Origin of the sequence: Pelagibacterium sp. 26DY04 (genome assembly GCF_031202305.1) — a bacterium.
In the GTDB taxonomy this organism is placed as follows: domain Bacteria; phylum Pseudomonadota; class Alphaproteobacteria; order Rhizobiales; family Devosiaceae; genus Pelagibacterium.
In genome coordinates this window covers 500,752-525,552 of record NZ_CP101731.1, presented here as the reverse complement: position 1 = coordinate 525,552, position 24,801 = coordinate 500,752, and the positions used below count along the sequence as shown (strand labels likewise).

Here is a 24,801-nt window from a genome sequence, read left to right as displayed (position 1 = left end):
TTCTCTGTTTCTTCCTTCGAGGTGCCGGCGGACAGTTTATCGTAACATTGTCGGGGAAATCCATGCCGGAAGCACCACATGTGCGGGGGACTTAACCTTCTGAATGATCGGCTATCCAGATATCTAGAAATTGGTCCGATTATACCTCATACTCTTAAGTAGAGTGCGCATGAATGAGCCGACGGTCGAAAAACCCTTCTGGTCCATCCTGATTCGGTTCTGATCAAAACAGCTCATGATGTTTGCTCTCGACAAAAGGAAAACGTCTATGAACTGGTTGAGCAGACAACCAGACAGTGATTGGATGGCAAGATGCGCACACGAAATCAAATCGTGGCGTCTGGGGGCAATATGAGTGCTGCTGAAATCGACGACTTGATCCGGAGCAAGATTGAAAACCTCCGGCCCAAACTTCTTGACCTGGGTCGTCGCAATCCACTCATAGCTACCAAACTTTCGACCCGGTCCAATTCCCTCGTTCGAGTTGTCGATGGCATACCCGAAGTCATCCGATTCAACCTCAGTAATGGCGTCCCAATGCGGTTCGCTCCATTACCGCCGCTAGAGGAAGACCCCCGGGACGAGGATACGGACGCGTTTCAGGATGCACTCTCGTCAGCACGTTTGAGCGACGACACCTATCGATCTGCGCTTGACGCGATCGACGTCAATCGAGACGACAGTGAAGAAATTGCGCGTCGAGTTGAACGGGATCTCAAGGATCGGGTGCGGCTTGCCATTGGTTTACCGCAGCGGCAACACAAGTCAGACCTTTCGCTTCAAGACCACGCGACAATCAACGGAATTTCCCCGCACTGGGACCTGCCTGCGGTAGACAGCGAGAATGAGGGTGGACGTCATACCGACGACAGCATCCAGACCCTGATGTTACCCAATGACCTTGAACGCAAGCTCAACGCGTTAACGACTAAGTGCAAGACATGGCAGCAGGAAACCGGCATAAACGTGCTCCATGCCGCTTTTGGTTTCATCGAGTGGAAGGAACCCAACAGCACGACCGCAAACTATTCGCCTCTCATTCTTTTGCCCGTCCAGATCGAAAAGAAAAAGACGCGCGATGGTGCAGAATTTTGGATAAGCGCCGAAGGGGACGACGCGGACGCCAATTTCGTCTTTGCAGAAAAGATGCGTCTGCAGTTCAGTATTGACATTCCATCCTACCACGGTGGCTCCGTCGAAGATTACTTCGCCGAAGTCGCTGAAACGGCTCCAAAAACCATGCCCTGGAAAGTCCGGCGTCAGGTTGCTATTGGCGTCTTCCCCTCGGCACGTATGGCGATGTACCGGGACCTGGATACGACGAATCGGGAATTCGAGAACAACAGCGTAATCGCGACGCTCTTCGGTGGATCTGAAGTCGAGAGCTCAACACCGTTTGCCGATGAGTATGATGTCGACGATCCTACGATCGAAGTCAAAGCGCCCTATCTTGTTACCGATGCCGACTCCTCACAATTCAGCACGATTGTTGATGTAACCGATGGGAAAAATTTAGCCGTCGAAGGCCCTCCAGGAACTGGAAAATCCCAGACTATTGTGAACACGATCGCCAATGCGCTGGGCCAAGGCAAGAAGGTCCTGTTCATTGCTGAAAAGATGGCAGCGTTGGAAGTCGTCAAATCGCGGCTCGAGGCTGTCGGGCTAGGTGAATTCGTGCTTCCGCTTCAAGCTGACCGGTCTTCAAGAGAACAAGTTGTCTCCTCCATACGCCGACGCATTGGAATGGAACCCGTAGCGCCGCCGCGTGACTACCAAAATCGCATTGAGCGCTTTCGACACACGCGCAGCGAACTTGCAGCCTACATTGAGGCAATATCGGCGCCATTCGGCAACACCGGAAGGACAGTTCACGACGTTCTTGGCAAAGGCATTGCGACCAGTCATCGCCTGGATGGCCTGCCACGTGAATTCCGGGACCCTCAGATCGCCGGTCTGGAAGAGCTTTCTCCGGTAGATCTGGAGATGATCATGCAGAAGGCCGAGGCGCTTTCGAAGGCCTCTGAGGCCGCGCTCGACACTGAACCATACTGGGACGGACTTGAGGTTGTACACCTCGACAAGTTCCAAGCGGACGACCTCAAAAGGTTGGCAGAAGACGCGAGTGGAGCTTTCGCCCAAGCGGCCGCGTCGCGGTCGAAACTGCCCGAGATGAAGATTGCGAGCGATAACAAGACCAGTGCTCTGCGGAGGCTCTTCGAGAGACTTGATGCACTACAGGTTCATCTCGGCGATGCTGACCATGGCCTCGTCGTCCGCGTTGCAGAAACGGCCACGACTCCAGCCTTGCTTGAGTTTCTTGAACAATGTGGTGCCTACCAGAAACAATCCGCCGAGATTGCTGCTTTAGTGTCGCCAGAAGGTGTTGATCGCGGCGGCGCGCCGCTTCGCGAACTGGCTGGGCTATGCAGCGAGCATGATTTCGACAGCCTTGATGCGGCGGTGTGGGAAAGTGATCTCAATCGCACGGCTGATGAGATCGCTTCGCTCCAGGATGCATTCTCGAAGTTAAAGCAATTTGTCGACTATTTTCCGCAGGCATCGACCTTTCCGCTCGCCACTTTGGCCAAGGCGGGCGAGATTGTGCGCAGCACGGACCATGATGTTCTTGCAGCCCGCTCGGAAGCCACAGCGGATCCGGCTGCGTCTACTATTATTAGTCGCCTTTGTCAGAGTGGCCGCGAGCTTCAAGACCAACAGGAACGCTTGAACGCTACGATATCAACCACAACCGACTTTGGTGTGAGCCAGCTTCGCGAGTACGCTGACACCATCGAGCGGGCTGGTGTGATGCGTCTATTCTCGAGTTCTTTCCATGCCGCGAAAAAGGCTTTTCTGTCGATTTCGAAGGACACCCGTTTCGACAAGGCTTTGGCCGCACACTCTTTGCAGAGCCTGGGGCGCTGGAAAGAAGCTATGCAACGCTACGGCGATGACCATCAGGCCCGCGCACTGTTCGGCCTGCATTTTCGCGGCATCGAGACCGACTTCTACCTTTTTGAATCCCTTTGTGAGTATTACCAGCGGATCGAAGCGGCATTCCCGGGTCCCGCGCATCGAGATATTCGTGCGCTTCTCAAGTCGGGCGATCTCGACCTGATTGCGGCGATTCCCGACATACAGGCAGAAGACAACGACATCACCTTTGAGGCTCTCCAAGCCGAAATCTTGACAAGGTTGGAAAAACACGAAGCTGCCAAGGACGTGTTCAGAAAAGCGACGGCGCTCGTTGCGTCGTTGCGACAGCCGATTGATCTTCGCCCCGCTGATTTAGACAGCCTGGCCGATCAGCTCGACTCCCTTGAAGAACAGAGGCACGCTCTGGATCATCATGTGACCGGCCGAGAGACATTGGGCGAAAGATTCGCCGGGGCCGCGACCAACCCTGAAGACTTCGTGGCTGAGGTCGCTGCCCTTCGCCTGTTGATCGAGGCGGGGGAGGACGCAGGAGAGATAACGCGGCTCATCAGGGACCACACAATTTCGGATGCAAAACAAAGGTGTAAGGAAGTTCTCGACCATGATGCGATGGCCGAGAACGCTTTGGCGATGCTTGCGGATAAGGCCGGCGACACCATTGCCGAGGAAGTCGGCAAGCTTCCCGCCCGCCAAGCAGCAGACTATCTGGCCAAGGCTGCTCAGGACCAAGAGGGAATGCATATTCATTCTCGCTTTGCGACAGCATGCAAGGAGATTGAAGACCTCGGATTTGCTTGGGTTCTGGATGTTTTTGAGGATAACGATCTTGGCTTCACTCAGTTTGCCGAGATTCTCGAAGCAATAGTTTTCCGCGCCAAGACCCGTCTGGCGTTCGAAAGTCACGGCTCCGTCCTTGCAAGTTTTAGCGGAACGAAGCTGGACACGCTTCGGAAAGATCTGGCCCGACTGGATAACGAGATCATTCAACTGACACGGCAGCACCTTCGGTCCACGATCAGCAGAGCCGCGAAACCTCCTTATGGCAACGGGCGAGGGAAACGGTCCACATTTACCCAGTTGGCTCTGCTCGAAAATGAAATCGCCAAGAAACAGAGATTCTTGCCGGTTAGAGAACTCACTCGCCGCGCGGACCGGGCGTTACTCGAAATGAAGCCGTGTTGGATGATGTCGCCGTTGGCGGTCGCACAATACCTGTCACCGAACATGGAGTTCGATCTCTGTATTATTGACGAAGCGTCACAAATGCCACCCGAGGATGCTGTCGGGGCGCTCTACAGGTCGAAGCAGACCATGGTTGTCGGTGATACCAATCAGCTTCCGCCGACGAGCTTTTTCAAGAAGATGCTCGAAGATGACGAGGCCGATGAAGATGAGGTCGTGGAAGACGAGTCCGTATTGGAAATGGCAAATGCCGTCTTCCGTCCAGCTCGTCGACTGCGCTGGCACTATCGTTCAAAGCACTCTGGCCTCATCCAGTTTTCCAACGAGCACGTCTATGACAACAACCTGATCGTTTTCCCATCACCTAGGGAAGCCCATCCGCAGATGGGCGTGTCTCTGGTGCCGGTTGTTGGCAACTACAAATCAGGTGTGAACTCCGAAGAAGCCCGCACGATGATTGACGCGGCACTTCAGTTCATGCGTTCCACGCCCAATCGTTCGCTCGGCCTGGTCACCCTGAACCAAAAGCAGCGTGATCTCCTGCTCGAGGAATGGGATCGCACCTTGAACCGGGACACCACTGCTGCGCGGTATGTAGACGATTGGCTTGAACGTAATGACGGCCTCGAGCAATTTTTTATCAAGAACCTGGAGAACGTGCAGGGCGACGAGAGAGACGCCATCTTCATCAGCACAGTTTATGGGCCTGAGCGGCCCGGCGGGCCTGTAATGCAGCGTTTCGGGCCGATCAGCGGCCTAGCCGGCAAGCGCCGACTCAACGTGCTCTTCTCCCGTGCGAAAGAACAGATCGTCACATTCTCTTCGATGACTGCATCCGATATACGTGCGGATGAGAGCTCCAACCCGGGCGCGTTCATGCTGAAGCGCTGGTTGGAATACTCTGCCACCGGTGTGATCCATGCCGGCGACTATTCGGACCGAGAACCGGACTCGGACTTTGAGATCTTTGTCATGGAACAGCTGCGAGCCATGGGGTGCATTCCGGTGCCGCAGGTCGGCGTGGCGAAATTTCGCATCGACATTGGCGTGAAACATCCCGATTGGCCGCATGGCTTTATCATGGGCGTCGAATGTGACGGAGCAACCTATCATTCGTCGCGATCGGCCCGGGATCGTGATCGCCTTCGTGAAAAGGTGCTGACCGACTTGGGATGGCATCTTCATCGCATCTGGTCGACGGACTGGTTTCTCGATCCCAGGAAAGAGGCCGAAAGAATGCGGGAGGCCGTGGTCGCACGCCTCGCACAACTCAAGGAAACCGCGCCGAGCGCAGCTCCGATTGCAGCGTTTACTCCAGCTTCGGCGACTCAAGAGGAGGAGCCCCCAGTCGCGGCCATGGCTTCACAGGTTGTCGATGAGCCGGAGGTCATCAGCAACCCAGACCGACCCCAGCCGGCGCAAACGCAGTCCGAAACCAACATCGTGGAGGCTGGAGATACGGTACAGGTTCGCTATCTGGACGGTGACAAATCAGTCCGCGAGGTTCAACTCAGCAGCACGTTGAACGATCCTAGTCGGTCGATTGTGCACATTCGAGAGCCTCTCGGTCGGGCACTGCTGGGCGCCGAGATTGATGAAGAAATTGAAGTTCTCATCGGAAATCATGTTCGGCCAGCCGTGGTGGAACGGATAGTGAAACCAAGCTTCAGTGAAACAGGCGAGGGTTCAGGACCGTCGATCATTGAGGATGCTGGCGAAGTCGGCAAGCCCCGCACCAATTCACGTGTAACCGAGGCAGTTGTTCAAGACGCAATACTTCGGCTGTTGAGCGATGGCGAGGTGCGCACGAACGCCAACATCAAGGATTCGCTTCGTAAATCTCTACCTTTGACGGCTGCAGATCGGGAGCGTGCAGCAGTGAGGATTAATGAAGAGCGTTGGGAGGCGTTGGTCAATAACGCCCTCAGCCCCAGCCGTGGCAATTCCCTGACGAGCCGAAACTTGGTGGAGCCTGTTCAATTGGGGCATCACCGCATCACCAGCGAGGGGCGGGCAACTCTGGGCATTGGGAACCCGACATTAAGCGCCTCTCCAGTGCCCTCCTCTTCCGAAACGCCATCCGCAATGCCTCAAACAACGCTTTTCCCCGATCTAAAAAAGCGTCGGATAGCCGATGGGGAACTTCGCCCGGACGAGTTCTATCAACCGCACTACCTCGACACGCTGCGCGTCTTCGCCATCAACATCGTGGACGACGCTGGGCCTATAACCTTCCGCCATCTGAGCGAGATTATTGCGCGAGCGCATGGGTTCCAGCGCACAGGCTCTCAGATTAAACGCCAGGTATGGGCGGCCATATCCAAAGCACGGACCTATTCGGCCGCACCAAACGGCGAAAAGATTTTCTGGGCGGAGAACGTTCATCCCTCATCGGTCGTCAAATTCCGTGGCATGCAGGTGGCCGGGCATGATCGCGAATGGCAACACATTCCCCATCCGGAGAGGTTGGGGTTGGCACTTGAACTGATCGAACGGCGCGTTGGCGGCGATCTCGCCGCAAAAATGGCTGATCGAGTAGGGTTTTCGCGACTTCGTCAAACTACGCGGGAAGAAATGGAAGTCTTGATCGCCGAGGCGAAGGCTGGAGTCCAGAGATCAGCTTAACCTAATTCGCTTCGTCGCCTGACGCGGATAAAGGAATTGGCGGTCGTGGAGGAATTCGAATCCCCGGCCTCCACCTTCGGAGGGTGGCGCTCTCTCCAGCTGAGCTACACGACCAAAGTGTCCGGGTTTGCTGCGGTTTTCGCGCTTCCCGATGTTGGCAGTCCCTGCTGGGCTCGAACCAGCGACAATCGGCTTAGAAGGCCGATGCTCTTCCAACTGAGCTAAGGGACCCGTCTCTGAATTGCCGTTCAAACCGCCAATCGACCCAAGAATTTTTGGAATCGACCCAACTTTGTTTTGGCGCGACATTCAGAAAAGAGAATGGCGCGCCGGTCAGAATAAAAGCGCGAACTCGTATGTGTTCGAGATCAAGAGATAATTTTCCCTCGCGTTTTCCTGGTTTGGTACTTAGTAGATGCCTCTGGCGGCTGGAAGATTTAGGCGGGTCATAGATATAGTCACCTAAAGGAAAGCTTCGCCCGGATGGTCCCGGAAGAGGTTTGCCCTTCGCACATACCTGCGAACGTTTCTGGACTCGACATGTCTGGTGTGATCCATGATACGTTCCAAGCTGACCCCAGCTTCTGCAGCGCTCGTGATAAAGCCTGCTCGTAAGGAATGAGCACCATATAGGGCGGGGTCGCGATTGGCTCTCTTCAAGTAAGCTTTAAGAACACGCGAAACCAGATACGGATCCACCGTTCGGGGCATCACCCTGTTCTTATAGACTGGTCTAAAAACGGGCCCTCTGATTATGTTCGCCGCATGAAGCCAGTCCTTCAAGGCAGACACAGCCTGTAATGAGCGTCCATTGGGCAGAGCAATATGGGCTCCTATCCCTTGAAAGTCCGTCTTCGACTTCCGTATGTGAATAGTCGCACCCTGTTCGGAAAACGCAATGTCCTCCAGCCGTAGTGCGACCAATTCCGACCGCCGCAAGGCACCTGCGAAACACACGGCCAACATTGCCCTGTCTCGACGCCCCTTTAGCGTGTCAGGAATGTATTGAAGAACATCGCGGAATTCTGCGGCCGCTACTGGAAGCTTCTGGTCAACGAGGCTTCCCCGCAATCGCATGGATCCACGCAGGACCGCTCGTACAATGTAGGTGTCTGTTGGGCTGCGGTGGCCAGCTTTCCTGTGCAAGTGGGCAATGGCACAAGCGTGGACCTTAACCGAAGAACCCCGCTTCCCTTCAGCGATGAGCGAAGCAATGTATTCCGCCACTATTTCGGCCTTGGCCGGAAGCGCCTCGTACCTGTGATCACCGCACCACTCACGAAACTTGCGAATTGCATTTCCGTAGGTGCGATGAGTGTTATCGGCCAAACTCGCCTGCATCAAGAACTGCACCCGAGGGGACAGTTTGTCCATCGATACCAATTTCTCATGTCTGCCAGCCATGTGCCCTGCCTCTTGCCCTTGTAGCGATCCGCTAATCTACCGCGACGCAAGCCGACATGGAATGGGTTGGGTCACCTTAATAACTAGCTCTGCAATAAAGCGCCGAACGGCAGCACTTTTACCACTTTTCTGCTCTTTATCTAAAAGCTACTAAGTTCTATAAGACGACGGATGTTTTTCGCGAATGTCGGCCTGCCCCCCCTGAAAAGTGGTCCTCCCTGAAGTAGGCTATTTGGCCGTGTGAGCTGCTACCCGACTTTGGACCACCCGGATGCGGAATTTCCGGGGGTGATGCATCAGGGCGGGCCGGCTGCCCCTGATGCGTTCATGAGCGATATCGGGGGTTTGTTCCCGATGGCGCTATGCGGGCGGACTTCGTTGTAGTCTCTACGCCATTCCTCCATTTTGACACGGGCGTCGTCAAGGCTCATGAACCAGTGGGCGTTCAGGCACTCGGCTCGGAATTTGCCATTGAACGCCTCGATGAAAGCGTTGTCGGTGGGCTTTCCAGGACGAGAGAAGTCGAGAACCACGTTCTTCTGATAGGCCCAGAGATCAAGGTCGCGGGAGATGAACTCCGAGCCTTGGTCGACCCGGATCGTCTTCGGATACCCTATGTTCCTGCAGACCTTTTCGAGCGTTTCAACCATCCTCACCCCCTGTAGCTGAACCGGGGATCCACCGCTGGGGCGTAGCGTGAGAAGGTGTCCACGATGGTCAGGATACGGATCTTGCGGCCAGTGGCCAACTGATCATGCACAAAGTCCATGGCCCACACCTGATTGGTGCTCGTGGCTGCCATTCGGTCATCACGCAGCTTGGCCCTGACGCGACGCTTGGGAGTCTTGTTGCGCAACTGCAGCCCCATCTCTTTGTAAAGCCTGTAGATTCTCTTCGGGTTCACATCCCAGCCCTCCCGTCGCAATAGGATGTGAACCCGACGATAGCCATAGCGGACCCGGGTCTCGCAAATCTCCTTGATCCGAAGCTGAAGATCAGCCTGCTCGCCGCGCCTGGACTTGTAGTGGTAGAGCGACCTGTCGACCTTCAGCGCATCACAGGCCTTGCGGATCGAGACTTTCCAGGCCGCTCTCACCTCATCGACAAGCGAGCGCTTGCGGGCAGGCGTTAGAACTTTTTTGAAAGCACATCCTGAAGCATGGCCTTGTCCAGGCTCAGGTCGGTGACAATCCGCTTGAGCTTGCCATTCTCCTCCTCGAGTTGACGCAGCCGCTTCATCTCCGATGGCATCAAGCCAGCATACCGCTTGCGCCAATTGTAGAACGTCGCTTCGGAAATGCCGGCCTTGCGACAGACCTCACCGACCGCCGTGCCATCTTCGGCCTGCTTGAGCACGAAGGCGATCTGCGCCTCGGTGAACTTGGACTTCTTCATGGGCATTCCCCATCTCCCGGCCTCGGGATCATAATTGGAAAATTCCAGTTCAGAATGGTCCAAATCCAGGGCAGCAGGTCAGTCCAGGGCAGCAGGTCACTGCCCGGCAATGGCTAGCACCGGCATCCGCAATTGAACTGCTAGGATAATGACCACAAGCGCATGGTCCGTTATTTCCTCTAGGTCACGGACTCATAACTTCGCAACCAGATGCGGATTGAAGCGAGTTGGACTGAAGCGAGGAAGTTTTCGTCGCGCTTGTCGTATCGTGTGGCGACGGCCCTGAAGTGTTTGAGTTTGTTGAAGAACCGTTCGACCACGTTTCGCTGGCGGTAGACCCATGCGCTGAACGGGAAGGTTTTGACGCGGTTGGGCATGGCACGGATGTTGGCCCACGCGCCGCGTTCGGCCATTTCGCTGCGCAGTGCATCTCCGTCGTAGGCGCGGTCGGCGAGCAGGATGTGCCCGGCCTCCACCGTTTCGAACATGTCGGCGGCCGAGCGGCCGTCGTGGGCCTGGCCCTCGGTCAGTTTCAGCCGGATCGGACGGCCCTGTGCATCGACAAGCGCATGGATCTTGGTGGTCAGGCCGCCGCGCGAGCGACCCATGCAACGGGATCGCTCGTCTTTTTTTGGCCGTTGGCGGCGTGCTGGTGCACGCGGATCGACGACGAGTCGATCATCTGCACGTCGCCGTCGTAAGCGGCTGATACCGCTTCGAGAATGCGCGCCCAGTGGCCGGCCCTGCGCCACCGGTTGAAGCGGTTCACGCAGGTCGTATGCGGACCGTAGCGGGCCGGAATGTCGGCCCATGGAGCACCCGTGCGCAGCCGCCAGAAGATGCCGTTCAGAACCTTTCGGTCATCGGCGCGCCGCACCCCGCGCACCTTCGTCGGCAAAAGCGGCTGGATCACCGACCACTCGAAATCCGTCAGATCGAAACGCGCCATGACCACCTCCTGCCGATTGCTGGAAGGGAATCACAGACGCGGCCGATTGGGAATCCCCTTTATGGGTATGTCACCTAGGCCCTTTTTTCGGCTTCCTACTTGCGCATTGCTGGTAGTGGTGGGGCTTGGAAGGGCCGGTCCGCTGCCCGTCCTAGTCTTGCGGCAGGGGCTGACGTTGCCCCCAACTTTTATCCAGCGTGACGTAGACTCCGGGGGTTGTTTTGGCCGTGCTGAGCCTGGTGGAAGACGGGGGCTGGCGTGGAGCTGGCCATTGAGCGCAGCGCCAGGTCCCGTCGTGGGGTGAAGGTGGTGGCGTATTCGGTTGGGGTGAGCCAGCCCAGCCGCGAGTGTGGGCGATTGGCGTTGTAGTCAGCCCGCCATTCTCTCAGGGCGATACGGGCATAGGACAGGCTCGGGAACAGGGTCTCGTTGAGCATCTCGTCCCTGAGCCTGCCATTGAACGATTCAATGAACGCGTTATCCGGCATGTTGTCCGCGGTGCCAGCGTTTGTTCGGTCGCCAAGTCGGTTAGGCTTGGCGCATCCGGGCCACGGGGCACCGGGAGCACGCAAGTGCGGGCAGGCCGTCGTATGCAGATGAACTGAGAGTTCGAGCACGTTATCTGGCCGCCCCTACGACTCGCCCGGATGCGCTGCGAGCGCGGATCCGTATTTGTCGTGTTGCCCGCTGGCTCCCTATTCGTGACCAACGATGGAGGGAACCATGCGTATTGTCGGCATGGATATACACCGCGTAGCCGCCGAGATCGTGTCGTTGCTTGATGGCAAGATCGTCAAGCTCGGCCGCGTTCAGATGCTGCGCAACAAACTCGAGGAGTTCGCCAAGAGAGAGCTCACCCATGACGATCATGTCGTGATCGAGGCAACAGGGAATGCCGCGGCCGTCGTCGAAGTGCTGTCGCCTTACGTCGATCGTATCGTGATCGCCAATCCCAAGCAGGTGCACATGATCGCCCACGCGAAGGTGAAAACCGACACGATCGACGCAACGGTCCTGGCCAAGCTCTATGCTTCGGGCTTCCTGCCGGAGGTCTGGGTCCCGGACCCGGAGACACTTGCTCTGCGAAGACAGGTCACGCGGCGGACACAGCTGGTGCGTCAAAGGTCCCGGCTGAAGAATCTGATCCAGTCGATACTTCATGCGCATCTGATCCCGCCGTGTCCGCACGGCAATCTCGTCGGAATCAGCGGGCGCAAATGGCTCGCCAAGCAAATACTGCCTGCCGACGAAAAGGCCGCCGTTGAGCGTCATCTGGCCCTGATTAACCAGATCACGGAGGCGCTGACCGTCGTCGAGGCGGATATCGCTGCGCATGCCCTTCACGATCCGACAATCCGTCGCCTGATGACGTTGCCTGGTATAGACGTCACTGTCGCCGCAAGCGTTGCCGCTGCAATCGGCGACATCCGGCGGTTCAGCGACCCGCAGAGGCTCGTGGCATATCTTGGCCTCAACCCGAGCGTGAGGCAGTCTGGTGAGGGGCCAGCCTATCATGGCCGCATCACGAAGCAGGGGCGTGGCCATGCGCGGGGGATGCTGGTCGAGGCGGCCTGGGCGGCCGCGCGCTCGCCAGGGCCGCTGCGCGCCTTTTACAAGCGGATCGCAGCGCGTCGCGGGAAGCACATCGCGGCTGTCGCCACCGCGCGCAAGCTCGCTATGATTATCTGGCACATGCTGAGCAAGGATGCCGATTACATCTGGAGCAGACCGGCCTTGCTCGCCCGCAAGTTTAGGGCGGCCGAGCTACGCGCCGGTCTGCCGACGAAGCATGCGCGTCGAGGCACGGCTTACGACTACAACATTCCCGCCAAGCGCGCCGAGGAGGGAGCCAGGGTGGAGAAGGCCGAAGCTGCGTATACCGAGCTCACCTCGCGATGGCGAACCCGGCCGAAGGGGAGAAAGGCGGTGGAAAAGCCGGCTATGTGAGCAGAAGGGGCTATTCAACAACATCCGTCTGCATCGGCTTTCCCGGGGCGATATAATGCCAGTCGATCTTGTGCCGATCGGCGAAGCCCAGAATGGCATTGGAGGTGAACTCGGTGCCGTTGTCGCTGACCACCCTCTTTGGCTTGCCCCGTGTGGCCATGAGCGTCTCTAACTCTCGAGCAACCCGCAGCCCTGAGAGGGATGTATCGGCAATGAGCGCCAGGCACTCGCGCGTGCAGTCATCCACGACGGCCAGAACCCTGAACCGGCGCCCGTCGGTGAGCTGGTCGGAGACAAAATCCAGCGACCAGCGCTCGTTGGGTGCCGTGGGGATGACCATCGGGGCGCGTGTTCCCAGGGCCCGCTTCCGGCAGCCCCTGCGCCGCACTGAGAGCTTCTCTTCCCGATACATCCGGAACAGGCGCTTGTGGTTGACCACATAGCCTTCCCGGCGCAGCAGCACATGCAGGCGCCGATAGCCAAAGCGCCGGCGCTCATGGGCAATCGCCTTCATCCGATCTCTGAGTTTGACATCATCGACGCGGCTGCCCTGATACCGCATGGTCATGCGGCAAAAGCCCAGCACTGTGCACGCCCGCCGCTCGCTCATCTCAAAGGCCTCCCTGAGAAAAGCGACAGCCTTTCGCCTGGCGGCGGGCGCTACCATTTTTTTCCGAGAAGATCCTTGAGTGCGGAGTTGTCCAGCATGGCATCGGCCAGGAGCTTCTTGAGCTTGGAGTTCTCGTCCTCAAGCGACTTCAGCCGTTTTGCCTCGCTCACATCCATGCCGCCGTATTTGGCTTTCCACTTATAGATACTGGCGCTGCTCACGCCGTGCGTACGGCACAAATCGGCGACCGGAACGCCCGCCTCATGCTCCTTGAGGATGCCGATAATCTGTTCTTCGCTGAACCTGTTGCGCTTCATCTCTGGTCCTTTTCGATGGGCCAGAGTCTATTTCAAACTGGATTAGCTCCAAGGGGCAACGTCAGGGCCAGAGGAAACCTTGCGTGCATGACACGGTTGCGCGGCCAGAAAGTCCGCCGCAATGCGGCAACATCTTCCTCAATTCGCGCGCCGTCGCAAAACTGTCGAATAGAGCTGCTGAAACATTTTCTGCGGAAGGGTTCTAACCGCAGTGCGAACAACAATGCCGAACAAGAAATCCCGCTTCCCGATCAGCCCCTGTTGGTGGAATGAAGACAGTGCCAGAATTTCCCGTTTGATATACTTTAGGCCCGACCGCCGCGCGACAAATCCATCTCCAATTCGCGCGTCAACATGGACTTCAGGCATGTTTGCGAATTTGCTCCCCTGCCTTCGCATTCGGAGCCACAGGCCATAGTCCTCGAAGTATGGCTCATCCCGATACGATCCGGCTGCCAAAACCTTGCTCTTTCGGAACATGACGGTCATGTGGTTGAAACAATTCCTGCGTCCCAATTTGGAACAAATTTCTTCGTTCTGCGATGGTAGGCTTCGGACTACACCTAAATCTCCCGGCTTCGAATTAAACTCTTCAATAAAGGAGCCCAAAAGGTCTATGCCATTCTTCTCGATATACTCATATTGTAGACAGAAACGAGATTGGCGCGCAATGTCATCGCTGTCCATCCTCGCGACGATTTCATGTGCACAAGCCTCAAGCCCGTCTCTGAGCGAAGGCCCAAGACCACGATTCTTAATGAACTTTAGCCTAACGAGTGGAAGAGACGCCTCATAGGCATCGATTACCGTTGCAAGTTCGTCGGGGATTTGCCCGTCCTCGACCAAAACGACTTCTGCTGGAGCACAGCCCTGGTCGGCGATCGATTGAAGAGCTTGTCTTAGGTATTCTGGTTTTTCCCCATGATAGACGGACATCAACACGCTGATGGGCAAAGGATTTTTCAGCATTTGTTCCATTCAGTAGCTTGCACTCGATGCGTTGATGCGCCAGAAAGCACGTATAATCGGTTCAACGGGCGTGAGCAATCAGACAGTCGGTTTTGCTATTAGCCGCGCACCTGCTATCGACTACAGAATACGTCGCGCCGTGTAATCCTTACCTCATGGAAAGTTAATGACACACAAGCTAGTTGCCTTGATGCCCATGCGGCATTCATCAGAGCGCATAAAAGGTAAAAATTACCGGTCATTTGGAGATGGCCGGCCACTTTTTCAGCATATGCTCGATGTACTTGTCAGCATTCCTGAAATTGACAAAGTGGCGATTGATACAGACTCCGATCTGATTCAGGACGTGTGCCAGAAACAATATCCCGATGTAATGCTCATTGATCGGCCGGAGCATTTGCGCGATGGCGCAACACCTATGAACAATGTGCTGCTTCATGACATATCGCAGGTCGACAGCGAATTTTACCTCCAGACACATTCAACTAATCCGCTCGTGACCCGCGACACGGTGCTGCGGGGAATTGAGACCTTTTTCAGCAAGTATCCGATTCACGACTCGTTGTTCTCGGTGACTCGTTTACAGACACGGCTTTGGGACCAGTTGGCGCGCCCCGTGAACCACAACCCGGCCATCCTGCTGCGAACGCAGGATTTGCCGCCGATATACGAAGAAAATTCGTGTCTCTATATCTTTGAAAAAAGCACTTTAGTTGAAAGGCAAAACCGCATCGGTTACCGCCCCTACTTGCTTGAGCTCGATCCTTTCGAGGCGCAGGATATTGACGAGGAAATCAATTTTCGGGTCGCGGAAGCGATCTACGCCGCAACGAGGCATCCGAAATGACAGAGAAATACACGCTTCTTGTAACCTGCGGGCATTTGCAGCGACACATCGGATGCTTTCGCGAGGAACTGATGGGTCACGGCGTCGAATGCTGGGTGCCGCAGCTGGCGGGCCAGCAGTTCACTGAAGCGGAAATGATCCAGATGGTGCCTGGAGCGGACATCTTGATCGCGGGCGACGACCCGCTGGGGGCGAATGTGCTTAGTGCGGGACGTGCCGGAAAATTGTCCGGTATCGTCCGGTGGGGAATAGGTACGGATAACGTGGATAAGTCGGCGGCCAGCGCCCTTGGTTTGCCGGTTTACAATACCCCGGGCATGTTCTCGAACGAGGTCGCAGATCTAGCAATGGGCCACGTGCTTAACCTTGCGCGACATATCCACAAAATGGACAGGGATGTGCGCAGGGGTGAATGGACGCGTTATGAGGGCACGTCCCTCTCCGGCAAGACAGTTGGCATCGTCGGACTCGGTGGCATCGGCCAGGAGGTCGCGCGCCGAGCGCGGGCGTTCGGCATGACCGTATTGGGTTCCGATGTTGTCAGTATCGATCCCGCAGTACTCTCACGACTTGAGATTGACCAGCGGCCGTTCGATGCATTGCTGGCAGGCGCTGACATCGTCATTATCGCCTGCAACCTTACCCCCGATAATCGCCATCTTTTCAACGCCGCCGCATTCGCGCGGATGCGCCAAGGCGCAATGCTGGTCAATGTCGCCCGCGGCCCGATCGTCGATGAGGACGCTCTGGCCGACGCTCTGGAAAGTGGGCAGGTGGGCGCAGCGGGCCTGGACGTTTTCGAGGAAGAGCCGCTGCCTATGAGCAGCCGACTCCGGGCATTTGACAACTGCCTCTTCGGTACGCATTCAGGCTCCAGCACAAGCCAAGGCATAGGCCGGACGAATCGCAAAAGTGTCGATATCGCTTTGGCAATGCTGGGAATAGGATCAGGGTCACTTGCTGAGTATCACCGCGTAGCCTGACAATCCGCACTGAAGCTAAGCCGGCAACAGCGCAGTTAATGCCGGAGAGATTGGCACCAAAATGAAGAGCAGTGCATGGTCCCGTTTATCACAATCGGACAGCACGATGCTGGCGTTCTCGAATCTGTCGAGATCGCTTTGTTATCTGGTGCCGGTCCCCATACTGTATGCGGTGCGCACTCCAGCAGATGTATCGGTCTGGCTGGTAATGACAACTCTTCTGGGTATGCAGAACCTGCTCTTTATCGGCGTACCCCATGTACTAGTCCGCATGCTTTCGTATGCGGACACACCACGGGAGAGCGGCACGGGCAACGGTGCTTGTGAACCCTCACTGAAGGAACTGGCTCAGTTCACCCGAGCGGCATTTTCGATCTTCACAGTGCTCCTGCTCGTGCTGCTTTCGACGCTAGGAACCGCCGCCTTATTCCTCCCGATCAGTCATATGGGCAGCCCCGCCGATGGATGGCTTGCCTGGGCAATGATCGTTGCCTTAGCGCCGTTGCGGGTCGTGCTTTTGCGCCAGCTGACCTACCTGAACGGACGTGGCATAGTCGCCGAGGCGCGCAGGATCGATGGGCTTGCCTGGCTGGGTGGCGGCGTCGTAGCCACAGTCGGTATCTTGCTGTTGCCCTCGCTCGCCCTGATGGTTCTCATCATGCATCTGTGCATCGGAGCCGCCATCATTCTCATTGCCGCTCTTTGCAGAGACAATGGTTGGGTGACTCTTTCGCGTGGCGGCGATATAGACAGCTTTAGGCGTACACTAAGTGTAGTTTGGGCCCCCATCTGGCGTACGGGTGTGGGAACGCTGATGAGCACTGGAACACGCCAAAGCATCGGGCTGGTGGTTGCTCAGTATAGCTCGCCTCCAATCGCCGCTGCCTACTTGATGGCTCAACAGGCCATAACAGTGCTTACTATGCTCAGTTCGGCGCCCGTCCTGTCTCGCCTACACACCATGACCTATGCCTTCCGTAACCGTGACTATGCACGCGTTGCGCTTGTTGCGGGGCAGGCTACGAGCAGATCGTTATGGATTGCCGCCGGACTTTCCGCCTTGATCGGGCTGTTGATCCCCTTCACGAGGTCTTTTCCCCAATTCGAGACAGCCTTCGTCGACGTCGAGCTATGGTGTATTCTTGCTGTGACGCTCCTCATCCAGCGCAATGCAGCAGCGCATCTCCAGACTTATTCAATTACCAATGTAATAGTTTGGCATTGGCTGGATGGTCTCACGGGCATTGTAAGCCTGGGCTGCGCACTCATATTCATCCCGGGTTATGGGGGGTGGGGCGCCGCCATGGCTGGACTTGTGGGAATTCTCGTCGTTTATGCTTGGTGCCCGCTCGTTCTAAACCACCGCCAATTCGGGATACCTTTTCCGGCGTTCGAAATAAGGACGGCCCTTGCTCCTGCCGTTGTATTTGCCGTGTCTATGTTAATAGCATACATGTTGTCTCGGGTATTCTGAAGCGCTGTGGAAGACATGGGGCAGCTTCCGAAGAACTAAGTATCGCAGTTCCTTGTCGAGAGGCTACTTTCTTGCGCTAACGTTAACGGGAGCGCGCATGAGGCGGGAATAGTCTATGTGATCTATGTCATGCTCCCCGGCCGTGTCGTCCACGTTAAGAGCAGCGGGATAGTAAAAGCGCTCACGCAAGGCTCGCGACAGCCCGCCCTTGTCCCGATACCCTTGGTAGGTTCCCAGAAACTGGTTGAACCGGAAACGCAAAATACCGGCCATTTCCTTGTGCAAGCGCCGTTGCTTGGTAGCTGAGCGTGCGTCTCCCCAAACGTTGCGGACGAACAGAGACATGAAGTCACCCAAACTGAAATGTGCATTGGGCTCTATTCTGGTCATGGCAATCGCTTCGCGCCGGTAGCGATTGCGCACTGATCGCCAGGATTCTTCATGCACATGAACGATTTCGGCCTGGGAAACATAGGCAATTTCTTCACCATCTGCTTGCGCCTGTTTCGCCCATGCCAGGTCCTCTAAGCCGGTCAGATTCTCGTCATAGGGCCTGTTGCTCCAAGCTTTGCGCCGGATCGCAGCATTGGCATTATTGCAGAAATAGCCGACCTGAGGGATTTCTGACTGAGCGGGAAACCATTTCGCAAAAATCTGATGCTCGGAGAAATGGTTGAGGTGATTGCCTATCTGCCGACCGTATGACAACGAAATATTCTCGTTGGAGAAAGGCCGGCAAAGAGAGGCAAGCCAGTCACGGCGCGTGGGATAGACATGGGCACTGACAAAAACAAGAATTTCGCCTGTGGCAGCACGACAGCCCACGTTTAGCGCCCTACCAAAAGTGAAATCCGCCTTCGGTATCTCGACGATCTTGGCACCGAAATTCTGTGCGATAGCTCGGGTGCTATCTGTCGAGCCAGAATCTACCAGAATGATTTCATGAGGTTTGATCGCCTGCTGGCCAATGCCAACCAGAAGCTTGGCGATGTGCCGTTCCTCGTTGTAGGCGCGAATAATGATAGAACATTTCATAAGATCCGTCCCTATGCTGCAGAGGAAAGTATAAGTCAGATTGTGTCGAAATCGGCGCGCGGCAGACCGTGTAGGTTTCCACCAGCCGTCGCATTGATTAGTGGGATGCCCCTCTCCCGGAGGTGCTCGTATGCGAAATAAATGCAGCGCTGCATACGCTCTGTTTCGGGCAGGTGCCAACGTTTGCCGGCGCCGAAATAGGTGGCGTCGAAATGGTTTGGATCATCTTCGGTCGACGTAATGATATTGCCCTCAATCTTGGCTGACGATGGAATATGATAAGTCAGGTCGACACCAATCAAGTAGATTGGGTTGCACCCCAGGTATGAGGCAAGTTGAATGTTCATATATAGGACAGTTCCACCCCAGAAGACTCGTCGAGCAAAATCGTCCGAATAGAACGGAAATCTAGAACCGGCGAAGGGAGCATACGTTCGCCAGAAATTGCAGTAGATATAGTCTGAACTATCTCCTAAGGTTCCTCGAAGGTCCCATGGCGCGATCTTTATCGCACCGGAATACGCTTTCAGCCTTTCCTTGTTATCCTCAGCGGGCAGTGGATCTTCAACCGTTAGAAACGTTGGATGTGCCCCGATGCTGTCCGACTTGAGAAAGAACGCATTCGCGGCAATTGAGACGAAATCGGTCATTCTGCCGAGATTCTGGCCATTGATGCTGGGCCCGTTGCCTATGACCAATCCAGGCTGACCGTGATAACTATCGCGCAGGGCTAGCAAACGCTCGCGGCTTTCCTTCATCGGGCCCGTGGATGCCAGCGGCCAAGCTGTATCGACCACAAGCTCCCGGGCAGTCCTCCCAACAAATTGCAAAACTTTCCTGGCTGTGATCGGCATGCGCGGCCTTTTCTTTCTTTGGCTGTCTTTGGTAGTTATAGAGTCACGGCCACTACCAGATTCGGAGCCCGACAGCACCTGGTTCGGGCGCTCGACGCAGTGGACCCTTCGAACATGGAAACTCATGCTTCTATCGCTATCGCACATTTCGTCAGAGCAGCTCGGCATCCAGTATGACGCTGTGGTTGTCGGTTCGGGCCCGAGCGGGCTAACCTTTGCCCGCGCCATGCATGAGGCCCGAAGGCGTGTGCTCGTTCTGGAAGCCGGGCCGGCCAAACCAAAGCGCCCCGGCCCGGATGAAGACGTACTTCCCATGCAGGACATTGGGCTGCCACGCAGGCTCTCGCCGACTTACGCCAACCAGGTTGGCGGGGGTTCTTCCCTATGGCATGGCGTTATGGGGCCACTCGATGACGAGGATTTCGAAGTCCGGCCCTGGATCCCGCACTCTGGCTGGCCAATCTCACAGGCCGATCTTTCCAGCTATATCGAGAGCCTCGCCAATCGTTATCAGTACACGACAGACTACTTCCATGTCGAACAGCTGCCCGATCACCTACGAGCGCTGTTGGCTGCATTGGAGTTCGATCAAAACATTCTCCAGAACAAGCTGTTGATCCAGGCCACTAAGCCCGCTCGGTTTGCCGATGACATGGAATATATCAAGCGGTCCGAATATGTGGACCTCGTCTCGGATAGTCCGGTGCTTGAGTTACTGGGCGCCTCCACCTCAGCGGCCGTTTCCAGCCTGCGCATAGGCAAGCTCGGCGGCGGCACGGTTGATCTCAACCTGCGAGAAAACTGCGCAGTCGTGCTCTGTGGAGGCGCTCACCAAAATCCACGCCTGCTGCTCAACTCGCGCTCGCGCCACCCTGCCGGGCTGGGAAACAGCGAAGGCCTCGTTGGGCGATTTCTGGGCGACCACCCCATGGGTAATGCCTTTCAGTTGCGCCTGGCCGCTACTCAAAGGTCGGGAATATATTCCGAGCATCTGTTCAAGCCCGGGCAGAAGATTCGATCGGGGCTGAGACTTAAAGCTGGGATAGCGGCAGAAACCGGCATGCCAAATCATGCTGTATTCCTGCGACCGGCTTTCGCCGCAGGGCTGGATGACAGAACGGAGCGTGTCAAGCTCTCGCTGCTCACGCTCGCAGCCAGAAGAGCCAAGGTGGAGGATTTTCTTACGCTGGCGACAAATCTCAACCTTGCCAGGCAAGTGCTCGCTTACAAATTTGCGATCCCCGTGCGTTACGACATACTTGATGCGTTTCTGGTGTGTGAGCAGACACCCAACCCCGAGAGCAAAGTCATCCTTTCGGAAGACACCGACGCCTTCGGCTATCGAGTGCCGGCGGTCGACTGGCAGGTGAACAGCTTCGACGTCGAATCGGTGGAGCGCTTCTATTCGGTTGTTGCCGGGGCGATTGATCCGAGCTTCGCCCGCCCTATCTGGACTCCGCGCGAAGCACCCTGGGCTGCTCGCTTCTCCTCAGCCGCGCACCACCTAGGCACCTGTAGGATGGCCAATTCCCCTAAGTTCGGTGTGGTGAATGAGAACCTCAGACTGTTCGAGGCCACCAACGTTTACGTCGCCGATGGGTCTGTCTTCCCCACGACCGGCAACACAAACCCTACCGTAGTTGCGAGTGCCTTGGCGCAAAGACTAGCTAAACATCTGACGGAGAAAATATGAGTATACGCTCCGATCGCTCAGTATTTGTCACGGGGGCGTCCGGCTTCATCGGCAAGAGGGTTGCTGTCCTCCTGCAGGACGAAGGTTACAAAATAGTTCTGCTCTCTAGACATGGTGCCATCGCAGCACTGTCAGAGGCTGAAACGGTCTCCAACGTCGAAGACTGTGATACTGCCGAGTATATCATTCATATCGCCCACGACCATTTCAACGGCATTGCCAACAAGCAGCTTTGGACAAAGCTGGAGACTCTTGCCGATCGTGTGGGGACGAAGGGGATCATCGTGTTCAGTTCTGTCGCGGTACATGTTCCCCAATTCAAGGGCGTACTGACTGAAGCGGATCCCTATGCTCGCCATGGCGATGACTACGTAGCAACCAAAATCTGGCTCGAAGAGAAAGCGAAGGCTTGGGCTGCTCGCAACCCAACTAGGTCCGTCTGGATTCTACGGCCGACCATTGTGGTTGGCTTAGGTGGCAACTGGACGATGCATGGTCTTGACGTGGCCGGGAAGAAACACGCTCACCTCCCGTTCGGCGGCAAGAATCCGTGCTGTGCCGTTCACGTGCAAGATGTTGCCGAAGCAACACTAAAGGCTCTGAATAGTTTTTCCGAGTTCACCGGCGCAAGGTCCTCCATTATTTCCGGCCCAGATCATTTTACTTGGCTAGATTTCTACGAACTCCATAGCAAGTTGTACGAGCGGATGTCAGGTGAGAAATCGGCTTTGAGGATTTGCGAGTTGAGAAGCGACGGAAAGTACCATGATTCATTCCTCCACGATGTATTTTACAGAATAGCTTTTGATAGCATTTTTTCATCGGCCATTCGTCCAATACTGGGAGGCATGCGGCAATTGGTGCGGAGGAGGCGAGCGCAGAATCGGAAGGTGGGCGAGACACCGATCGATGACAGTTGGACGCCGCAAGGCATGAGCCGGATTTTTCATTCCAGCCAGTTTACCACCAGGGCGAACTTGTCCGGATGGGGCCCAAGAATTCCGGTCAACGACGCCTCGTTGATGGATGATGACAAGAGCGGCACGGGACGGCGGCAGCGTGAATAAGCTAGCCGTCCTCGCGCTCGTTGGCGAAGGTCCAACGCATCTGCTCCATTGCCTCGTAATATCTGTTTGACAAACCATGCCCCGCTAAGGAACACCGCTCATGCCTCAATTACGGGAGGCAAAGCATGGCATTTGGATACAAAATGGCAAAATCTCGAAGGATCTCGCGGAAGAAAGCCGAAACGCAGGACCTGTCCTACATTACAGGTTTGGGCGCGGGCTTGCGGAGAAACAGCCTCTACCGTGACATTTGGACTTTTTCGCCAGCGGTCGTTCTTGCGGTCGCTCTGCAGTCCTCTTGCTATTTGGCTCTCTATATGCGAGCACCTCAATCTTGGCACGCAGCTTCCCTTACATTGGCGGTATTGGCACTGGTTCCTCTTTTTTCGGCAGCAACGCTGAGTGCGTTCCGGCGAAATGAAGCACCCGTTGTCGCGGCCGCCGTCGCCGTGGCGACGTTTTTCAGCTTCGCAGTCACGTTCCTGTCTGCTCTTCGTATCCATGTTAGTTTTGCCGGACTTGCACTGGCGCTGCCGGTCACGATGCTCATTATAGCCGTGGCCAATGCCCGGTTTCATAAGCGGCTTACAGCACGCGTCGCACTCGCTGCTTTCGATGGAGACACGCTTCCTCTCTCCCTTCTCGCCGTGTCTAGGGTTGCCCGGATTACCGATCCCTCCGCCGACATTACCGAATTCGACACCGTGCTAATTGACCCGACGCATCACCACACCCGCGAATGGTCCAGCATGCTGTCGCGGTGCTACGTGGCAGGCGTTGATGTCATGCCTTGGGCTCAGTTTCTTGAGATTCGCGAAGGGCGCGTGCATGTTTCCGCATTTGAAGTCTCGCATCTGGCCTATTCCCCCAGTCAGATGCTGTATGCACGCAGTAAGAGATTGCTCGATCTAGCGGCCGTATTTCTCACGCTTCCTGTAACGTTGCCATTGGCAGCGTTCACCGCGCTCTACATTTTTTTGCGCGATGGCGCCCCGGTACTGTTCGTGCAGCATCGTCGTGGATTTGCGGGGCGCGTCTTTCGCATGTACAAGTTCCGCACAATGTATAAAGGCACAGGTGGAGGCTCGACGTCGGTCGGCGACACCCGGATAATTCCGGGTTGCACTTTGGTGCGAAAGCTGCGCCTGGACGAGTTGCCACAACTCTATAACGTTCTCCTTGGCGACATGAGCCTTATCGGCCCTAGGCCAGTTGCCGAATATGTCGCGAAATCCACCGTCAGATCCGAGCCCAAATATGCTTTGCGCAATCTGGTTGCACCAGGATTGACTGGATGGGCGCAGGTAACCTCAGGCTATGCAGAGAGTACTGATGAAGAGGTGGAGAAGCTGGCCTATGATCTCTACTATATCAAGCATCTCTCCTTCGACCTCGACCTGCAGGTACTCTTTAAAACCATTAAGACGATTGTTCTGGCTGCCGGGGCGCGGTGATACGCTCGAGCGCCCTTCGCAGATTGGCCACGCACGCGCCGGCACGCAGGCCGGGACGGATCGAGGCTCAACCGGGCCATCTGGTCGGACACGCCCCGGGCGACGCCGCCGGTGACGCAGCGAATGGTGTTGCGCAGGAGGGCCGGCGTCAGCGGCGGCAGGGTGACGGTGAGGTCGGCGGCCACCAGCACCGCCTCGTCGAGCAAACCCTGAGGATCATGGGTGACGAACATCACGCTGTGACCATCCTGCAGCATACCAAGCTCGTCGCGTCCGGCACGGCAGCGCGCGCCGCCAGACTTCTTGAGTTCGGTCACCGGCGCTACCACTGGAGCGCGCGCCATGGACCGCACATATTCGGAGATCACGGACACCCACTCGGCACACGCAACGGTCAGGATGTGCACACTAGGGTGCTTCTTGAGCACGGCCCGCATGCGCCGGTTCGGGGCGATGTCGAGCGCGGTGCGCGCCAGTGCGGTCTCGGCGTCCTCGCGCTGTGTTTCTTTCGCGCACTTCTTGCGAATGGCTTCGGGGAAGCCGTCATCGGGATCGGCACGGTTGGAAAGTTCGATTATGGCAGAGTCTCCCGCCGCGAACGGAAGCACCGTTCGCGCGCTTGGATGAATGAGAGGATGAGTCGGGACGGATAGGCCGGGTCAGGACGCGATCAGTGCCGGGGTGTCGGGGTCATAGCCACCATCGGGGGCGATCGGCATCCAGGCGGACAATCCCCTGCCCTTGCTGCCACAGCAGACCTGGGCCACGGCAATGCCGCTAGGGAAGAGCAGATCGCGCATCACGGTATAGCTCTTGCCGCCAAGCGAGACGGCGAGCAGCCAGGAACCCCCCTGCACATCTGCCGAAGCAAGTAATGCTTGAGGAATTGATTCGCATAGGCAGAGCACCACGTCGCACATTGTCCGTGGGTCGGGGTGGCACATCGGACGCGCGGCGGCGATTAGGAGGATGCATTGACTGCTCGCGAAATCAAAACATCACTCATCCCTTTCCAGCCGCCTATCCTCATGCCCCAAGGCGGGTAGCCCCACTGAAATC

The 24,801-nt window shown here is 56.5% G+C and carries 14 protein-coding genes, 2 tRNA genes and 4 pseudogenes; 8 read left to right on the top strand and 12 right to left on the bottom strand.

The window, feature by feature from the left end:
• Window positions 1-351 precede the first annotated feature (351 nt).
• On the top strand, window positions 352-6,744 hold the full coding sequence (locus tag NO932_RS02460) for a DUF3320 domain-containing protein (protein ID WP_309209425.1): 6,393 nt from the start codon (window positions 352-354) through the stop codon (window positions 6,742-6,744).
• Window positions 6,745-6,781: 37 nt separating this feature from the next.
• Here the strand turns inward: NO932_RS02460 and NO932_RS02455 are convergent.
• From NO932_RS02455 to NO932_RS02435, 6 genes and pseudogenes are all read right to left on the bottom strand, one after another.
• Window positions 6,782-6,858, bottom strand: a tRNA-Arg gene (locus tag NO932_RS02455).
• Window positions 6,859-6,899: 41 nt separating this feature from the next.
• Window positions 6,900-6,975 (bottom strand) — tRNA-Arg (locus tag NO932_RS02450).
• 231 nt (window positions 6,976-7,206) lie between these two features.
• Window positions 7,207-7,710 carry a site-specific integrase gene (locus NO932_RS19350; RefSeq protein ID WP_375142868.1) on the bottom strand — a complete coding sequence of 168 codons (504 nt, stop codon included), beginning with the start codon at window positions 7,708-7,710 and terminating at the stop codon, window positions 7,207-7,209.
• A 734-nt stretch (window positions 7,711-8,444) separates the two neighbouring features.
• A pseudogene (locus NO932_RS02445) lies at window positions 8,445-9,543 on the bottom strand (IS3 family transposase).
• 179 nt (window positions 9,544-9,722) lie between these two features.
• A pseudogene (locus NO932_RS02440) lies at window positions 9,723-10,492 on the bottom strand (IS5 family transposase).
• A 188-nt stretch (window positions 10,493-10,680) separates the two neighbouring features.
• Window positions 10,681-10,971: pseudogene (locus NO932_RS02435) on the bottom strand (transposase); the annotation flags it as partial.
• A 244-nt stretch (window positions 10,972-11,215) separates the two neighbouring features.
• Here NO932_RS02435 and NO932_RS02430 point away from each other — a divergent pair.
• Entirely contained in the window at window positions 11,216-12,439 is a 1,224-nt protein-coding gene (locus NO932_RS02430; protein ID WP_309209424.1) for an IS110 family transposase, read from the top strand.
• Between the two features lie 13 nt (window positions 12,440-12,452).
• Here the strand turns inward: NO932_RS02430 and NO932_RS02425 are convergent.
• A pseudogene (locus NO932_RS02425) lies at window positions 12,453-13,366 on the bottom strand (IS3 family transposase); the annotation flags it as partial.
• Window positions 13,367-13,504: 138 nt separating this feature from the next.
• The gene (locus NO932_RS02420) at window positions 13,505-14,344 is read right to left on the bottom strand and encodes a glycosyltransferase (protein ID WP_309209423.1); all 840 of its coding nucleotides are present in this window, start codon (window positions 14,342-14,344) and stop codon (window positions 13,505-13,507) included.
• Window positions 14,345-14,501: 157 nt separating this feature from the next.
• Here NO932_RS02420 and NO932_RS02415 point away from each other — a divergent pair, with 157 nt between their 5' ends.
• The 3 genes from NO932_RS02415 to NO932_RS02405 all read left to right on the top strand — a co-directional run bounded on the left by NO932_RS02415 (window position 14,502) and on the right by NO932_RS02405 (window position 17,639).
• Window positions 14,502-15,182: an acylneuraminate cytidylyltransferase family protein gene (locus NO932_RS02415; RefSeq protein ID WP_309209422.1), complete on the top strand. Its 681-nt coding sequence runs from the start codon at window positions 14,502-14,504 to the stop codon at window positions 15,180-15,182.
• Window positions 15,179-16,165 (top strand): NAD(P)-dependent oxidoreductase, encoded by a 987-nt coding sequence (locus tag NO932_RS02410; protein ID WP_309209421.1) that lies wholly within the window; start codon window positions 15,179-15,181, stop codon window positions 16,163-16,165. Before NO932_RS02415 ends, NO932_RS02410 begins: the two co-directional genes overlap by 4 nt.
• Before the next feature lie 61 nt (window positions 16,166-16,226).
• Entirely contained in the window at window positions 16,227-17,639 is a 1,413-nt protein-coding gene (locus NO932_RS02405) for a hypothetical protein (protein WP_309209420.1), read from the top strand.
• A gap of 63 nt (window positions 17,640-17,702) precedes the next feature.
• On the opposite strand, the gene NO932_RS02400 is transcribed toward NO932_RS02405, so the two are convergent.
• Window positions 17,703-18,674 carry a glycosyltransferase family 2 protein gene (locus tag NO932_RS02400; RefSeq protein WP_309209419.1) on the bottom strand — a complete coding sequence of 324 codons (972 nt, stop codon included), beginning with the start codon at window positions 18,672-18,674 and terminating at the stop codon, window positions 17,703-17,705.
• 35 nt (window positions 18,675-18,709) lie between these two features.
• Window positions 18,710-19,528: a 6-hydroxymethylpterin diphosphokinase MptE-like protein gene (locus NO932_RS02395; protein WP_309209418.1), complete on the bottom strand. Its 819-nt coding sequence runs from the start codon at window positions 19,526-19,528 to the stop codon at window positions 18,710-18,712.
• Window positions 19,529-19,652: 124 nt separating this feature from the next.
• On the opposite strand from NO932_RS02395, the gene NO932_RS02390 reads away from it, so the two are divergent.
• The 3 genes from NO932_RS02390 (at window position 19,653) to NO932_RS02380 (ending at window position 23,742) form a co-directional block, all read left to right on the top strand.
• Window positions 19,653-21,221, top strand: coding sequence for a GMC oxidoreductase (locus NO932_RS02390; RefSeq protein ID WP_309209417.1), 1,569 nt, complete (start codon window positions 19,653-19,655; stop codon window positions 21,219-21,221).
• Complete coding sequence (locus tag NO932_RS02385; RefSeq protein ID WP_309209416.1) at window positions 21,218-22,288, top strand: NAD(P)-dependent oxidoreductase; 1,071 nt, start codon at window positions 21,218-21,220, stop codon at window positions 22,286-22,288. Before NO932_RS02390 ends, NO932_RS02385 begins: the two co-directional genes overlap by 4 nt.
• Window positions 22,289-22,413: 125 nt before the next feature.
• Window positions 22,414-23,742 (top strand): sugar transferase, encoded by a 1,329-nt coding sequence (locus NO932_RS02380; RefSeq protein WP_309209415.1) that lies wholly within the window; start codon window positions 22,414-22,416, stop codon window positions 23,740-23,742.
• Here NO932_RS02380 and NO932_RS02375 read toward each other — a convergent pair.
• Window positions 23,655-24,350: a hypothetical protein gene (locus NO932_RS02375; protein ID WP_309209414.1), complete on the bottom strand. Its 696-nt coding sequence runs from the start codon at window positions 24,348-24,350 to the stop codon at window positions 23,655-23,657. The two genes, NO932_RS02380 and NO932_RS02375, sit on opposite strands and share 88 nt — an antisense overlap.
• Before the next feature lie 51 nt (window positions 24,351-24,401).
• The gene (locus NO932_RS02370) at window positions 24,402-24,599 is read right to left on the bottom strand and encodes a hypothetical protein (protein WP_309209413.1); all 198 of its coding nucleotides are present in this window, start codon (window positions 24,597-24,599) and stop codon (window positions 24,402-24,404) included.
• Window positions 24,600-24,801: the final 202 nt, after the last annotated feature.

Bases quoted from the DNA above. Each gene is read 5' to 3' on its own strand.
- NO932_RS02380 (WP_309209415.1), top strand. From the start codon at position 22,414: ATGGCATTTGGATACAAAATGGCAAAATCTCGAAGGATCTCGCGGAAG.
- NO932_RS02395 (WP_309209418.1), bottom strand. From the start codon at position 19,528: ATGCCGATCACAGCCAGGAAAGTTTTGCAATTTGTTGGGAGGACTGCC.
- NO932_RS02385 (WP_309209416.1), top strand. From the start codon at position 21,218: ATGAGTATACGCTCCGATCGCTCAGTATTTGTCACGGGGGCGTCCGGC.
- NO932_RS02410 (WP_309209421.1), top strand. From the start codon at position 15,179: ATGACAGAGAAATACACGCTTCTTGTAACCTGCGGGCATTTGCAGCGA.
- NO932_RS02430 (WP_309209424.1), top strand. From the start codon at position 11,216: ATGCGTATTGTCGGCATGGATATACACCGCGTAGCCGCCGAGATCGTG.
- NO932_RS02420 (WP_309209423.1), bottom strand. From the start codon at position 14,344: ATGGAACAAATGCTGAAAAATCCTTTGCCCATCAGCGTGTTGATGTCC.
- NO932_RS02460 (WP_309209425.1), top strand. From the start codon at position 352: ATGAGTGCTGCTGAAATCGACGACTTGATCCGGAGCAAGATTGAAAAC.
- NO932_RS02400 (WP_309209419.1), bottom strand. From the start codon at position 18,674: ATGAAATGTTCTATCATTATTCGCGCCTACAACGAGGAACGGCACATC.
- NO932_RS19350 (WP_375142868.1), bottom strand. From the start codon at position 7,710: ATGTTGGCCGTGTGTTTCGCAGGTGCCTTGCGGCGGTCGGAATTGGTC.
- NO932_RS02390 (WP_309209417.1), top strand. From the start codon at position 19,653: ATGCTTCTATCGCTATCGCACATTTCGTCAGAGCAGCTCGGCATCCAG.
- NO932_RS02415 (WP_309209422.1), top strand. From the start codon at position 14,502: ATGACACACAAGCTAGTTGCCTTGATGCCCATGCGGCATTCATCAGAG.
- NO932_RS02405 (WP_309209420.1), top strand. From the start codon at position 16,227: ATGAAGAGCAGTGCATGGTCCCGTTTATCACAATCGGACAGCACGATG.